Raw genomic sequence first — 13,026 nt, forward strand, 5'->3', positions numbered from 1 at the left:
GTCATTAATACAGAAAAGAACTAAAAGGACTGACAATAGAATTATGGTATTAGTTGGAGCAAGTCACACTGCAATATTGGAAACATTTATCGATGGAAATAAAAATTGGACTGTGAAGGAATTTAAAAGTGTTATGGAAGAATAACTATGGCTAACAAAGTGCGAAAATAATAAAGGTTTTGTGTTTAAATCAGAGTGAAGTGTGCTTTACAAAGTCCGCAAAATTTACAATTTCACGTATCTATTAAATAAAGAAAAAAATGTAAATTTGGCTAAGTGCTTAATCGAAAGTTCAGTCCTTCGAAATCTCTTACTATTCTTACACAAATCGTTGGCAGTAATTAAAAAAAACGAGAAATATGAAAACAATATTTAAAATCGAAAATTTAAAGAGAATTTTATTATCCACATTTTTAGGATATTTAATTGGATTGATTATTTCTTACATCAATCTATTTGGAAGTAGTCAAGATGCACCGTTAATGTGTGCTTTTGGTGCAACTGCAGTTGCTGTTGTGAGTTTGAAAAACAAGAAATTAGATTTACTTTATAAAGGAAAGATAAAATAATGAAAAAAACATTTCTTTTCATAACCCTCTTTCTTATTGGAAACTTTGCTTATTCACAAACAGAAAAGACAGAAAGCAAAACTATTGCTAAGAATTTTGAGGATAATTATAACAAAAACTATTATGAAGCAATATTCATAATGTTTTCATCTGAAATGCAACAAGCACTTCCTATTGATAAAACAATTGAATTTTTAACAGGTTTAAAATCACAAGCAGGAAAAATAACTAACCGAACATTTGTAAAATATGAAAACGGAACTTATGCTTCTTATAAAACAATATTTGAACGTGCCGTTTTTACTCTAAACATATCAATTAATAAGAATTCTAAAATTAATGGTCTATTTGCAAAGCCTTTTAAAAACAGTAATCTTCCTCAAAGTGAACGAAACATAACTGAACTTAAACTTCCATTCAAAAACGAATGGACTGTTGTTTGGGGTGGAGACACAAAAGAATTGAATTATCACATAGAAAGTGAGGCTCAAAAAAATGCTTTTGATATTATTATTAAAGACAAAAAAGGAAAATCTTACAAAACAGACGGAAAAGCAAATGATGATTATTATGCTTTTGGAAAAGAACTGATTGCACCTTGTGATGGAGAAATTGTTTTAGTTGTTAACGGAATAAAAGACAACAAACCAGGAGAATTAAATCCTGTATATATTCCAGGTAATACTGTTATTATTAAAACAGAAAATAATGAATATTTGTTTTTTGCCCATTTCAAGCAAAATTCAATTAAAGTAAAACAAGGGCAAATAATTAAACAAGGAGAACTTTTAGGACTTTGTGGAAATTCTGGAAATTCTTCTGAACCTCATTTACATTTTCATATACAAAATGTAGAAAATATGAATGTTGCAACAGGAGTAAAATGTTACTTTAAAGAAATTTATGTGAATGGAGAACTAAAAAAGGATTATTCACCAATACAAAATGAAAAAATAAAGAACAAATAACTACTGCCAACAAAGTGTATAAATCATTGGGCAATAAGTTATTAATTTAAAGTTAGAGCGTGTAAATAAAGGTAGTAATAAACCGAAAGTGAAGTGCTTTTAAACGCCCAACGCTTCATACACAAACCGTTAGCGAATCTAAAAAATTACCCCAACACAAAACTAATTTTATCAACAAATTCAACTGCAGTAAAAGGTTTAGAAATTACTTCGAGAAAACCTATCTTTTTATATCGTAGTATATCATCTGGAGCTGTATTTGCTGTTAAAGCTAAAAAAGGAATCTCTTTATTCTCTTCCTTAAAGTCACTTTTAAGTTGCACCAATTCTTCTCCAGTAATATTTGGCATGTGAATATCTAGTAAAACAATATCAAAATTTTTTGTTTTAAGCATATTTAAAGCTTCCAAACCATCTTTTACTTGCGTAATAATTACTTCTTCTTTATTTAAGATATGTGCCACAATGGTTTGATTCAGAAAATCATCATCTGCCACTAATATTCTTTTACCAACAAGGCTTTCATTTCTGGGTTTTTCTTCTTTTTTAATTTCATTTTTTTCCTGAAGACTTGCTTTTTGAAAAGGAATTTCAACCGTAAAAATGGTTCCTTTATCTAATTCGCTTTCAACAAAAACAACTCCATTCATAGCATTTAAAAGCCTCTTTACAATAGACAAACCTAAACCTGCACCGCCAAAAACTCTGTTATCACTTTTTTTGTTTTGTTGATATTCATCAAAAATTTTGGAAGCTTGCTCATTTGTCATTCCTATTCCAGAATCGGAAATTATAAAAGCTAGTTTTATTGAATTTTCATCTTCTTGAATCGTTTTTACTTCTAATAAAATCTCTCCTTTTTCTGTAAATTTAAGAGCGTTTGATATTAAATTAGAAAGTATTTGATTGATTCTTACATCATCTCCTAAAATAGTTTTAGGAACATTTTCTGAAACTTTAAAAAGTAATTTTACTTCCTTATTTTTATTTTGAAAACGGTAATTTGCAATACAATTTTTTGCAATTTCCTTAATCTCTATTGGTGAATTTACCAATTCTAATTTACCTGCTTCAATTCTAGATAAATCTAAAATATCATCCACAATTACTTTTAAATTTTTATTAGAAAGCATTAATGATTTTAAATATTCTTTTACAGTATCATTAATTTCTTCTTCAGAAATCATTTCTGAATATCCTAAAATAGAATTTAATGGATTTCTAATTTCATGACTCATCATTGCTAAAAACCGCGACTTTTCTTCGTTTGCTTTGTCAGCAATCTTGCGTAATTCTTCTAATTCTATATTTTTTTCTGCGAGTTCTCTTTTAATGAAGAAAATATCATTTCTATTTTGATTCAATTGATTTACAAACTTGTAAACATTTGTACGGTTATGAATAAGCACAACAACTGCTTCATTTTCTTTGAACAACTCAATATCAACATTATACTCTTTAGAATTTGAAACAATTAACATTCCTTCTAAAAGAAATGATTCTTTTATAGACAATGCTTCTAATGTTCCTTCTAAAAAAGGGCAAGTGTTATAAATAGATTCTTTAAGTGTAAATTCAATTTTAGCAAACCCACCAGCATCTATACTTTTAATATCGCCTAAATAATTAGTCGTTATTTGTATAAAAACATTTTGAATTTTTGCTGGTATCAATAAATTTTATTTTAAAGTTTTTGCGGTTAACTGTAGAAAAGCATCTTCTACATTGTTATTTTCTTTTGCACTAGTAATTAAATCAATATCTACAGAAACTGTTTCTATTACTTGTTTTAATTCACTTTCAGAAAGTAAATCTTTTTTATTACCAACTACAGTAATATTCTGTAAACCAGACAACTCCTTAACCATTTTCAAGTTTTCCTCTATAGTTAAATAAGTTTCTTCTCTACTAACATCAAACACAAACATAGCTGCATTAGCTCCTAAAAAATAGGCTTTTGGAATTTTTTCATTTCCGCTAGTACCGGCAACATCCCAAATCATTAGTTTTATTTGTTGATTATTATAATCAACAACTTTTTTACTAACTCTAACACCAATAGTGCTTATGTAATCTTCAGAAAATTCATTTAAAACAAACCTTCTAATAAGTGAAGTTTTTCCAACTCCGAAATTACCTACTAGCAGTACTTTTTTTGCAATCATACATTATGATTTACGCCTCTATTAATTGTTGTAATATTAATTTATTAAGACGTTCTTCATCAGATAAATAAGAACGATCTCTTAAAATAATTTCGGCTAAATTGTTTATTTTTTCTGATAACTCTTCCTTAAATGTAATATTTAAAACACCAGAACAAGCAATGGCAATATAGATACTTTTAAAATTTTGAATGGAAAGTTGAAAAGTTTCAAACTTAATATCTTCTAAATCTTGTCCTTCTTTAGAAAAGGCATCTTCTACAAAAGACTTTATAGCTGTTAACATACCAGAAACCATATCTTTATCAGCAATATTTCCTCTTGAATAACTACCCGTTAACAAACCAGAATCTTTTTCAATAACAAAAATTTCCTCTATAATTGGTTCAAAAACTTCTTGCAAAACTACATCAGCATCACTTTTTTTACCTTTAAAAAAACGTTTTATTATTTGTTGAATAGAAAATTTTTCTGAAACTGTTTTATTTATACTTTCAGTTAATTTTGTTATTTCACTAAAAATAGCCTTCTTCACCAACTTACCCATAATTGGATATAAGGCTTCTACAACTTCATCTTGAGAATCTCTAATTTGAACTTTAATAGTTTCTGTTATAGTATCTCCAAAATATTCTGGAAAATTTTTACGAAGATCTTTTATTTTTTCATCTACAAGAGGTTCTACTCTTCCAGAGAATTTTTCTTTAAGAATAATCTCATCGCTTAATGCTTTAAACTTATCCCTATCATCTTCTAACAGAAGTTCTCTAAGCAGCTCAAAACGATTGTCTTTTTTGTTATCTGCTGTTGGTTTTTTCATCTATTCTTGCAACATCTGCGCAATTTTTTCTAAAGCTTTTCCTAATTTTCTTCTATCTGTTTTTTCATCATCTAAATCAGCCAATTTCTTATCTAAATCATCATTTAAATCTTGAAATTTATGCTCCATTAAACTTTCTAAATCTGCTAATTTATTTTCTAAATTAGCTACTGATTCGGATAAATTCTTTTCATTTAGTTCCTTAAGGGATTTAATTTTGCTATAAACATCATCAAATTCAGTATTGTATTGTTGAATATTTTCACCAAAGATTAAGTCTCTAACCGCTGCAATTCTACTATCTACTTCTTGAATTACTTCTGGAGCTTTACTTTTTTCTGACTTTTTTTCCATGTATTCTTATTCTTATTTGATTTTTATAATGAGAAATATAGGTTAAACAATTTGGCCTAAAAACCAAATATACAAGGCTATATTAACAAATATACATTAAAAAACAGTTTCTAAAAATCTAAACTTCAATTTTTAAACCGTCATAAGCTAAATAGACATTTTTAGGAAGCATTTTTGAAACCTCTTCATGAAACCCTAGCTTATGACTTATATGTGTAAAATAAGTTTTTTTAGGTTTCAATTCTTCAACAAAATCCAATGCTTCTTGCAAATTAAAATGTGTAGGATGTTCTTCAACCCTTAAAGCATTTACAATTAAAATATCTAGATTTTTTAATTTCTCTTTCTCCTCTGTTTCAATACTTTTTACATCTGTTAAATAAGCTACATTTTTAATTCTATAACCAGTAACGGGTAAATTACCATGTAAAACTTCAATCGGTATTATTTTAACTTCATCTATTAAAAATGGAATTTTATCAATTAAATTAGGAATAACACTTGGTGCTCCTGGGTATCTATTTTCTTTTGAAAAAATATATTGAAAACGCTGTTCTAAACTATTTAATGTTTTTTTATTTAAATAAATAGGCATTTCTCCTATTTGGTAACAAAAAGGGCGTAAATCATCTAAACCAGCAGTATGATCTGAGTGTTCATGCGTAAATAAAACTCCATTTATGGCTTGCACATTCTCTCGTAACATTTGCTGTCTAAAGTCTGGGCCACAATCTATGACATAAGTAAAATCATTCCAAGAAATTAAAATAGAAGAACGTAAACGCTTATCTTTTAAATCTTTAGACAAACAAACGAGATCGTTACTAGCAATCATTGGAATACCTTGTGAAGTTCCTGTTCCTAAAAAAGTAATCTTTAACTGTTTCTTATGAATATTCATTGAAACAAAAATAAGATAAAAATTGACTGATAGCAGTCTATTTTAGTACATTTGTTAATATCTAACAAAAATAAATTATGGCAATTTCTTTAAGAGGAGATCAAGAAATAAGTAGTGTATCAACTACAAAAAGCAAAGCATTAAGGATTAATTTAAATTCAGACATCTACGGAACATTTGCAGAAATTGGTGCAGGGCAAGAAACTGCTCGTAATTTTTTTAGATCTGGAGCTGCTTCTGGTACAATTGCAAAAGCAATGAGTGCTTATGATAAAGATTTTTCTGATGCTATTTATGGTATTGAAAAAGACAAACGCTATGTAACACAACCACGTTTACAGAGAATGTTAGGGCATGAAATTGATTTAATGGAAGATCGTTTAAGTAGACAAAAACATCCTGATAAATTATTTTTTAGCTATGCGAATACAGTTACAACAATAGATTTTGCAAGAAAATTTAAAGGTCATGGTTGGGTAGGTATCCGTTTTCAATTAGATCCTTTAGAAGGTTATAATGAAATTATTTTGCATTTACGTTTTAAAGAAACAGATGCACGTTTACAACAAGAAACTTTAGGTGTTTTAGGTGTAAATTTAATTTACGGTGCATTTTATTTGAATGATAACCCTAAAGAATTGGTAAAATCTTTTTATGATAATTTGAATAATGACCAGTTAGAAGTTGATATGGTTAATTTCTCTGGACCACGTTTTATGTACGTAGACAATCGTTTAATGAGTCTACAGTTGCTTAAAAATGGAATGACAAATGCTGTTATGTTTGGACCTGATGGAAATAACTTATTACCAGCCCAAGTATTATATAAAAAGAACATATTAGCTTTAAGAGGTAGTTTTAGACCTGTTACAAAAGTAAATATGGATATGTATGAAAAGTCTAAAAGACTCTTTTTATCAGAAAATAAAGTTAAAGAAGAAAACACGCAAGTTATCTTCGAAATTACATTAAGCAACCTTACTGCCGAAGGAAAAATTAACGAAAGAGATTTTTTAGATAGAGCTGAATTGTTATGTTCTCTCGGACAAAACGTAATGATAACAAGCTTTCAACAATACTTTAAATTGGTTGAGTATTTTAGTGAATTTACCAAAGAAAGAATGGGTCTTGCAATGGGAGTTTACAATCTTATTCAGATTTTTGATGAAAAATACTACCGTAATTTAAGTGGTGGAGTTCTAGAAGCTTTTGGTAAATTATTCTACAGAGATTTAAAAGTCTATATGTATCCTTATCACGATCAAGCTTCAGATGAATATATTACAAGCGAAAATTTAAAAGTACATCCTAGAATGAAGGAATTGTACAAATATTTTAGAAACAACGGTAAACTGATAAATATTGATGATTTTGATAAAGAAATTTTAGATATTTTTTCAAGAAAAGTTCTAAAAATGATTATGGATGGCGAAGAAGGTTGGGAAGATATGTTGCCTGAAGGAATTGCAGATATCATTAAACAAAAAAGATTATTTGGGTATTCTAGATCTAGGGTGAAAAATAAATAACACTTAATTAAACCTTTGCAAAAAAATGTTGTCTTATTTAAAAATGTATAGTTGAAGGACGAAATCATTTTAATAGAACAACTAATAAATGTTCAAACCAGAGAAAAAGCGTTTAGAGAATTAATTTCTCTCTACAAAGAACGTTTGTATTGGCATGTTCGTAAAATTGTGATTTCTCATGATGACGCAGACGATGTACTTCAAAATACGTTTATAAAAATTTTTAAAAACATTGATAAATTCAACCAAAAAAGCAAGTTGTTTTCTTGGATGTATAGAATTGCGACTAATGAGTCTATTACATTTATAAATAAAAGAGCTAAAAAAAGGAATGTAGATATTTCTGATTATCAACAAGAAATAGCTTCTAAATTAACAAGCGATGATTTTTTTACAGGTGATGAAATTCAGTTTATTTTACAAAAAGCAATTGCAACTTTGCCACAGAAACAGCAGTTAGTTTTTAACATGAAATACTTTGATGAATTAAAATATAACGAGATTTCAGAAATACTTAAAATTTCTGTTGGAGCTTTAAAAGCCTCTTACTTTCATGCAGTTAAGAAAATAGAAAACTATATAAAAAAAGAAACAAATTAAACCTTTTTAATTAAAAGAGGTCTAAAGTAGATATGGAAACAAACATAAAAAATAGTGAGAATTATTTAAACTCGGTTTCAAAAAAGAAATCTGGTTTTAATGCACCAGAGAATTATTTTTCTGATGTAGAAGATCGTTTTTCTAGTTTTTTATATGAAGATAAAATTCCAAAAAATATCACTTTTAAAACTCCTGATGCATATTTTGATAATTTAGAAAACACTGTTTTAAATAAAGCTTTAACAACAGAAAAAGAAGTTAAGGTAATTTCTCTAAAACAAAGAATTCTTAAACTTACCCCTCTTGCAGCAGCAGCTTGTATAGTATTCTTTTTAGGTTTAAATTCTTATGTTTTTAATGACACTGAAGATATTACTTTTGAAAGTTTAGCAGATAATGAAATTGAAAACTGGATGAACAACAACATCAGTTTAATAAGTGAAAATGATCTTGCAATAACCTATTCTGAATTAGAATTTGACGAGTCTGATATGACCCCAAATTCAATTTCTAGTGATGAATTAGAAGATTATTTAAGTAATGATGGAAACATATCATTAATTTTAGAAAATAATTAAAATGAAAAAAATAACACTTTTATTCAGTTTTTTGTTTTTGACAAGCTTTTTTATGAGCTCACAAAAAATAGAAAAAAAACAGAGAAGAAACGAAAAAATTAAAATTTTAAAAATAGCGTTCTTAACAGAAGAATTAAACTTAACATCTAAAGAAGCTCAAGAATTTTGGCCTATTTATAATAAATATGATAAAAAGTTACATCTTCTAGAAAGGCTAGAAAAATACAAGCTAGTCTCAAAAATAAGAAAAGCAGGTGGTGTAGACTCAATTTCTGAACAAGAAGCAAAATCAATAATGCTAAAAATTAAAAAAATTGATGGAGAAGTTTATAAAACAAAGCTAGAACTTGATACAAAATTGACAAATATTCTTACCTATAAGAAGCTTTTAAAATTTAAAACTGCAGAAAAGAAATTTGTAAGAAACTTAATGAGAAAATATAAAAGAAAAAAAGGAAAATAATATTTTATATAAAAAAAAGGAAGCTAAATGCTTCCTTTTTTTTTCACTCAACTAATGCCATACAAGAATATAACTCTGGTTTGTTGGCAGTAAACTGCTTTAACCAAATCGTTAATTCTTTTATTTCATAAGGTAAGAGTCTACTTAAAGATTTTTCTAATTCTTTGCAAAACAACTCCGAATTAAAACTCACTTTTTGGAGCACAGTTTTAGTGTACTCAAACATTGCTCTAGCCATTTTTAAAAAATTTAACTTATTGATATAACGTAAACAATATTGTTTTATTATACAGAATCAAATTTAATAAAAAAACCATCATCTAAATAGATGATGGTCTTAAAGTTTTGTTTAAAAAATGTTAATTAAAGACTATTAATCTTTTCTACTAACGCTTTTGCTTTTGTTTCTAATTCTCCATTAAGAGATTTAAAGTGTGCTTTTTTATTTTCAACACCTTTTGCATTTACTTTTGCTACTAAAGTATCAAAAGTTTCAATAGCTTCATCTATGATTGCGTCTCCTTTTTTAGATTCGTTTTTTAAAATTGAAACATCTAATGCATATTCGATAACATCACCTAATACGTAATTGATATCTTTTTTTAAGTTTTTTATACTTGCCATAATCTTATTTGTTTAAAAGTGCAAATTTAGGGTATTTATTTAAAAGAGCGTTAAAACTTCTTTTATATTTAAAACAGTATTATAATTTGTTTTAGATTCTTCTTCTTTTGAAACTTCTTCATGTACCCAAGTTGTATGAAAAGGAACATGAATTGCGGAAGCACCTATTTTAATTAAGGGTAAAACGTCTGATTTTAAAGAATTACCAATCATTAATAATTCTGATGAATTTATATCTAAATGATTAATTAACTTTTTATAATCTTTCTCTTTTTTATCACTCATTACTTCTACATGGTGGAAGTATTTAAGCAAATTAGACCTTTCTAACTTTCTTTCTTGATCTAATAAATCGCCTTTTGTGGCAACTATCAATTTATATTTTCTTTGTAGATTTTGTAAGATTTCTTCTACTCCATCTACTAATTCAATTGGCTTTTCTAACATTTCTTTACCAATATTTAAAATAGCTTCAATCGTTTTTTGAGAAATTTGATAATTAGACAATTCTAACGCACATTCTATCATAGAAAGAATGAAGCCTTTAATTCCGTATCCGTAAAATTTTAAGTTCTCTATTTCTTTTTTTAAAAGTTCTTGATCTATTTTATTCTCGGTTTCATATTTAGAAAGTAGTTTTGCAAACTCATGTTCTGCTTCTCTAAAATAGGTTTCGTTTACCCACAAAGTATCATCAGCATCAAAAGCAATTACCTTTATGTTTTTATAATTTTTGATAATCTATAAATTTAAAAATTGTTTTGCTTTTTCTAAATCTTCAGGAGTATCTATACCAACAGCTTCAACATCTGTTTCTACCATTTTTATTTTTTTACCAATTTCTTGATATCTAATAGCTTCAATTTTTTCAGCGGCTTCTAAAGGTGTCATTGGTGTATTATAAAAGTCGATTAAAGCTTGTTTTCTAAAAGCGTAAACTCCTTTGTGCTTATAGTATTTTACTTCAATATCTTTATCTCTATGATATGGAATTACACTTCTAGAAAAGTAAATTGCTAAATTATCTATATCCGTAATAACCTTAACATTATTAAGGTTTTCAATATCCTCTTGGTTTGTTATTTGTACTTTTAAAGAAGCTAAATCAATTTCATTTTTAATATCATTTTTAAAAACGTCTATTAATTTAGAAAGTGAAACGGCATCTATAAATGGCTCATCACCTTGAACGTTTATAACAATATCTGCATCAATATTTTCTACTGCTTCAGCAATTCTATCGGAACCACATTCGTGTTCTTTTATACTCATTATCGCTTTTCCATCTGCATTTGTAATTGTACTAAATATTACATCAGAATCTGTAACAACATACACTTCATCAAACAAATTAGTCTGTAAAGCCGCTTGGTAAGTTCTTAAAATAACTGGCTTTCCTCCAAGATCTTTCATTAATTTCCCTGGAAAACGAGAAGCACTATAACGAGCGGGAATCATTGCAATTATTTTCATAAAATTACTTTATATAAATTTCTAATAATTCAGATTTTTTCTTCGGATGAATTGAAATCTCTTTAACGCAAGCAGGAACTAAAATTGTTTCTCCTTTTCGCAATTTTTCAGTTTGATTTTCAAATTGAACTTCTACATTCCCCTCAACACACATATAAACAACAAAACTATCTTTATTAGAATTATTTACTAAAATAGTTTCATTTATAGGTATAATATTTGTTGTAAAATAAGGGCAAGAAACAATTTCTGAAGAAGTATTTTCAATTGTATTATAAGATGTCTTATAAGACTCTTTTGCAGAATAATCTATAGCTTCAATTGCTTCTTTTGTATGTAAATCTCTAAAGGTTCCGTCTGGGTTTGGTCTGTCCCAATCATAAATTCTATATGTAATATCTGACGTTTGTTGAATTTCTGCCAGCAAAACTCCTGCCCCTATTGCATGTATAGTTCCTGTTGGAATAAAGTACGTATCTCCTTTTTTTATTTCTTCCGCATTTAGAATACTTAAAAGAGATTTGTTTTCTAAATGGTATAAATATTCTTCTTTGTTAGAGTTCTTTTTAAAACCTACTATTAAATTAGAAAACTTATCTGCTTGCATTATGTACCACATTTCTGTTTTACCAAAAGAGTTGTGGCGTTTTTTTGCTAAACTATCATCTGGGTGTAATTGAATACTCAATGCTTTTTTTGCATCAATAAACTTTATTAAAAGCGGGAAATTTTCTCCAAATTGATCGTAAACATTTTTTCCTACTAATTCAGATTTATATTTACTTATTAATTGTTTTAAATTCCTTCCTTTTAATTCTCCGTTAGAAACTACAGAAATAGATTCATTAACGTCAGAAATTTCCCAGCTTTCTCCAATATCTGTTTTATTAGAATCTTTATGAAGCAATGTCATTAATTTTTCACCGCCCCAGATTTTTTCTATAAGAATTGGTTTGAATTTTAATAATTGATTTATTTTCATAATATCTTTTACTCTCCTGAATAACGTACAAAATTCCTTCTTGTTTCATATAAAGTTACTTCTATTTCTAAATGAGCCGGAATATGAGGTCGCAATTTGTTGTATATAATTATTGAAATATTTTCTGCTGTAGGGTTTAAATTTTTAAATTCAACTACTTCAATATTTAAGTTTTTATGATCAAATGGTTCTTCAACCTCTTTTTTGATTAATTCTCTTAACAAGCCTAAATCATACACAAAACCAGTTGTAGCATCTACTTCACCAAATAAAGCTACAATCATTTCATAATTATGACCGTGATAATTAGGGTTACTGCATTTACCAAATACTTCTGCATTTTTTTCATCAGACCAATCTGAATTAAATAATCTGTGCGCCGCATTAAAATGAGCTCTTCTGTATACTTTTACTTTAGGCATTTGTTAATTTTTCAAAAGATTTATCAAAAATAATTTTAAACCATTCTGTGTAAGTTTCTGGTTGATTTTCAATATCAACCTTTACTTCTTCTAAAGACATCCATTTACAGGCTGCTACTTCGTCTTCATTAATACTTGGTAACTCATCAAATTCACCAATTAAAACATGATCTAATTCATGTTCCGTTAATCCGTTATCAAATGGTGCTTTATAAATAAAATGGAAAACTTCTTTTAGCTCTGTTGTAAACCCCATTTCCTCATGTAACCTTCTTTTACCAGCTTCAACATTACTTTCTCCGTCTCTTTGATGGGAACAACAAGTATTTGTCCACAATAAAGGCGAATGATATTTATGAGCAGCTCTTTGTTGCAGCATTAATTCTCCTTTTTCATTAAAAACAAACACAGAAAATGCTCTGTGTAAAACCGCTTTTTCATGCGCTTCCATTTTGGGCATTAAACCAATTTGGTTATCATTTTCATCAACTAAAACAACTTGTTCTTCCATATCCACAAATGTAAGAAAATCAATATTTAAAAAAATCATAAAATCATAAGACTTCTCTATTATTATA

19 protein-coding genes are annotated in these 13,026 nt (G+C 27.7%); 7 read left to right on the plus strand and 12 right to left on the minus strand.

Features of this window, described 5'->3' with window-relative positions; genetic code table 11:
• The first annotated feature begins 7 nt into the window (after positions 1–7).
• The 3 genes from V3V28_RS14630 to V3V28_RS00725 all read left to right on the plus strand — a co-directional run bounded on the left by V3V28_RS14630 (position 8) and on the right by V3V28_RS00725 (position 1,537).
• Positions 8–145 (plus strand): DUF5694 domain-containing protein, encoded by a 138-nt coding sequence (locus tag V3V28_RS14630; protein WP_442957509.1) that lies wholly within the window; start codon positions 8–10, stop codon positions 143–145.
• A gap of 214 nt (positions 146–359) precedes the next feature.
• Entirely contained in the window at positions 360–569 is a 210-nt protein-coding gene (locus V3V28_RS00720; RefSeq protein ID WP_331363101.1) for a hypothetical protein, read from the plus strand.
• Complete coding sequence (locus V3V28_RS00725; protein ID WP_331363102.1) at positions 569–1,537, plus strand: peptidoglycan DD-metalloendopeptidase family protein; 969 nt, start codon at positions 569–571, stop codon at positions 1,535–1,537. Before V3V28_RS00720 ends, V3V28_RS00725 begins: the two co-directional genes overlap by 1 nt.
• 146 nt (positions 1,538–1,683) lie before the next feature.
• Here V3V28_RS00725 and V3V28_RS00730 read toward each other — a convergent pair whose 3' ends face one another.
• The 5 genes from V3V28_RS00730 to V3V28_RS00750 form a co-directional block, all read right to left on the minus strand.
• On the minus strand, positions 1,684–3,210 hold the full coding sequence (locus V3V28_RS00730) for an ATP-binding response regulator (RefSeq protein ID WP_331363103.1): 1,527 nt from the start codon (positions 3,208–3,210) through the stop codon (positions 1,684–1,686).
• Positions 3,211–3,216: 6 nt separating this feature from the next.
• Positions 3,217–3,702: a Rab family GTPase gene (locus tag V3V28_RS00735; protein WP_331363104.1), complete on the minus strand. Its 486-nt coding sequence runs from the start codon at positions 3,700–3,702 to the stop codon at positions 3,217–3,219.
• A gap of 10 nt (positions 3,703–3,712) precedes the next feature.
• On the minus strand, positions 3,713–4,522 hold the full coding sequence (locus V3V28_RS00740; protein ID WP_331363105.1) for a cell envelope biogenesis protein OmpA: 810 nt from the start codon (positions 4,520–4,522) through the stop codon (positions 3,713–3,715).
• On the minus strand, positions 4,523–4,876 hold the full coding sequence (locus V3V28_RS00745; RefSeq protein ID WP_331363106.1) for a hypothetical protein: 354 nt from the start codon (positions 4,874–4,876) through the stop codon (positions 4,523–4,525).
• 118 nt (positions 4,877–4,994) lie between these two features.
• Positions 4,995–5,777 (minus strand): MBL fold metallo-hydrolase, encoded by a 783-nt coding sequence (locus V3V28_RS00750; RefSeq protein ID WP_331363107.1) that lies wholly within the window; start codon positions 5,775–5,777, stop codon positions 4,995–4,997.
• A gap of 77 nt (positions 5,778–5,854) precedes the next feature.
• On the opposite strand from V3V28_RS00750, the gene V3V28_RS00755 reads away from it, so the two are divergent.
• Genes V3V28_RS00755 through V3V28_RS00770 form a run of 4 tightly spaced genes read left to right on the plus strand, consistent with a single transcriptional unit; the run spans position 5,855 to position 8,947 of the window.
• Positions 5,855–7,306, plus strand: coding sequence for a TonB-dependent receptor (locus tag V3V28_RS00755; RefSeq protein ID WP_331363108.1), 1,452 nt, complete (start codon positions 5,855–5,857; stop codon positions 7,304–7,306).
• Positions 7,307–7,357: 51 nt separating this feature from the next.
• Positions 7,358–7,906 (plus strand): RNA polymerase sigma factor, encoded by a 549-nt coding sequence (locus V3V28_RS00760; protein ID WP_331363109.1) that lies wholly within the window; start codon positions 7,358–7,360, stop codon positions 7,904–7,906.
• A gap of 32 nt (positions 7,907–7,938) precedes the next feature.
• Positions 7,939–8,484, plus strand: coding sequence for a hypothetical protein (locus V3V28_RS00765; RefSeq protein WP_331363110.1), 546 nt, complete (start codon positions 7,939–7,941; stop codon positions 8,482–8,484).
• Positions 8,485–8,536: 52 nt separating this feature from the next.
• The gene (locus tag V3V28_RS00770; RefSeq protein ID WP_331363111.1) at positions 8,537–8,947 is read left to right on the plus strand and encodes a sensor of ECF-type sigma factor; all 411 of its coding nucleotides are present in this window, start codon (positions 8,537–8,539) and stop codon (positions 8,945–8,947) included.
• Positions 8,948–8,990: 43 nt separating this feature from the next.
• On the opposite strand, the gene V3V28_RS00775 is transcribed toward V3V28_RS00770, so the two are convergent.
• From V3V28_RS00775 to idi, 7 genes are all read right to left on the minus strand, one after another.
• Positions 8,991–9,185 carry a hypothetical protein gene (locus V3V28_RS00775; protein ID WP_331363112.1) on the minus strand — a complete coding sequence of 65 codons (195 nt, stop codon included), beginning with the start codon at positions 9,183–9,185 and terminating at the stop codon, positions 8,991–8,993.
• A 125-nt stretch (positions 9,186–9,310) separates the two neighbouring features.
• A complete protein-coding gene (locus tag V3V28_RS00780; RefSeq protein WP_331363113.1) occupies positions 9,311–9,571 on the minus strand; it encodes a hypothetical protein in 261 nt (86 codons plus the stop codon).
• Between the two features lie 39 nt (positions 9,572–9,610).
• A complete protein-coding gene (locus tag V3V28_RS00785) occupies positions 9,611–10,312 on the minus strand; it encodes an HAD family hydrolase (RefSeq protein WP_331363153.1) in 702 nt (233 codons plus the stop codon).
• A complete protein-coding gene (kdsB, locus tag V3V28_RS00790) occupies positions 10,313–11,044 on the minus strand; it encodes a 3-deoxy-manno-octulosonate cytidylyltransferase (protein WP_331363114.1) in 732 nt (243 codons plus the stop codon).
• A 4-nt stretch (positions 11,045–11,048) separates the two neighbouring features.
• The gene (locus V3V28_RS00795; RefSeq protein ID WP_331363115.1) at positions 11,049–12,026 is read right to left on the minus strand and encodes a type I phosphomannose isomerase catalytic subunit; all 978 of its coding nucleotides are present in this window, start codon (positions 12,024–12,026) and stop codon (positions 11,049–11,051) included.
• Positions 12,027–12,034: 8 nt separating this feature from the next.
• On the minus strand, positions 12,035–12,448 hold the full coding sequence (locus V3V28_RS00800; RefSeq protein ID WP_331363116.1) for a 6-pyruvoyl trahydropterin synthase family protein: 414 nt from the start codon (positions 12,446–12,448) through the stop codon (positions 12,035–12,037).
• A complete protein-coding gene (idi, locus tag V3V28_RS00805; RefSeq protein ID WP_331363117.1) occupies positions 12,441–12,959 on the minus strand; it encodes an isopentenyl-diphosphate Delta-isomerase in 519 nt (172 codons plus the stop codon). Before idi ends, V3V28_RS00800 begins: the two co-directional genes overlap by 8 nt.
• Between the last annotated feature and the right edge of the window lie 67 nt (positions 12,960–13,026).

This window comes from Polaribacter sp. (genome assembly GCF_036480315.1).
Classification (GTDB): domain Bacteria; phylum Bacteroidota; class Bacteroidia; order Flavobacteriales; family Flavobacteriaceae; genus Polaribacter.

What these genes read in the sequence shown, in the direction of transcription:
- V3V28_RS00765 (WP_331363110.1), top strand. Translation starts at nt 7,939, where the DNA reads ATGGAAACAAACATAAAAAATAGTGAGAATTATTTAAACTCGGTTTCA.
- V3V28_RS00740 (WP_331363105.1), bottom strand. Translation starts at nt 4,522, where the DNA reads ATGAAAAAACCAACAGCAGATAACAAAAAAGACAATCGTTTTGAGCTG.
- V3V28_RS00750 (WP_331363107.1), bottom strand. Translation starts at nt 5,777, where the DNA reads ATGAATATTCATAAGAAACAGTTAAAGATTACTTTTTTAGGAACAGGA.
- V3V28_RS00755 (WP_331363108.1), top strand. Translation starts at nt 5,855, where the DNA reads ATGGCAATTTCTTTAAGAGGAGATCAAGAAATAAGTAGTGTATCAACT.
- kdsB (WP_331363114.1), bottom strand. Translation starts at nt 11,044, where the DNA reads ATGAAAATAATTGCAATGATTCCCGCTCGTTATAGTGCTTCTCGTTTT.
- V3V28_RS00720 (WP_331363101.1), top strand. Translation starts at nt 360, where the DNA reads ATGAAAACAATATTTAAAATCGAAAATTTAAAGAGAATTTTATTATCC.
- V3V28_RS00780 (WP_331363113.1), bottom strand. Translation starts at nt 9,571, where the DNA reads ATGGCAAGTATAAAAAACTTAAAAAAAGATATCAATTACGTATTAGGT.
- V3V28_RS00795 (WP_331363115.1), bottom strand. Translation starts at nt 12,026, where the DNA reads ATGAAAATAAATCAATTATTAAAATTCAAACCAATTCTTATAGAAAAA.
- V3V28_RS00775 (WP_331363112.1), bottom strand. Translation starts at nt 9,185, where the DNA reads ATGGCTAGAGCAATGTTTGAGTACACTAAAACTGTGCTCCAAAAAGTG.
- V3V28_RS00735 (WP_331363104.1), bottom strand. Translation starts at nt 3,702, where the DNA reads ATGATTGCAAAAAAAGTACTGCTAGTAGGTAATTTCGGAGTTGGAAAA.
- V3V28_RS00800 (WP_331363116.1), bottom strand. Translation starts at nt 12,448, where the DNA reads ATGCCTAAAGTAAAAGTATACAGAAGAGCTCATTTTAATGCGGCGCAC.
- V3V28_RS00745 (WP_331363106.1), bottom strand. Translation starts at nt 4,876, where the DNA reads ATGGAAAAAAAGTCAGAAAAAAGTAAAGCTCCAGAAGTAATTCAAGAA.
- V3V28_RS00770 (WP_331363111.1), top strand. Translation starts at nt 8,537, where the DNA reads ATGAGCTCACAAAAAATAGAAAAAAAACAGAGAAGAAACGAAAAAATT.
- V3V28_RS00725 (WP_331363102.1), top strand. Translation starts at nt 569, where the DNA reads ATGAAAAAAACATTTCTTTTCATAACCCTCTTTCTTATTGGAAACTTT.
- idi (WP_331363117.1), bottom strand. Translation starts at nt 12,959, where the DNA reads ATGGAAGAACAAGTTGTTTTAGTTGATGAAAATGATAACCAAATTGGT.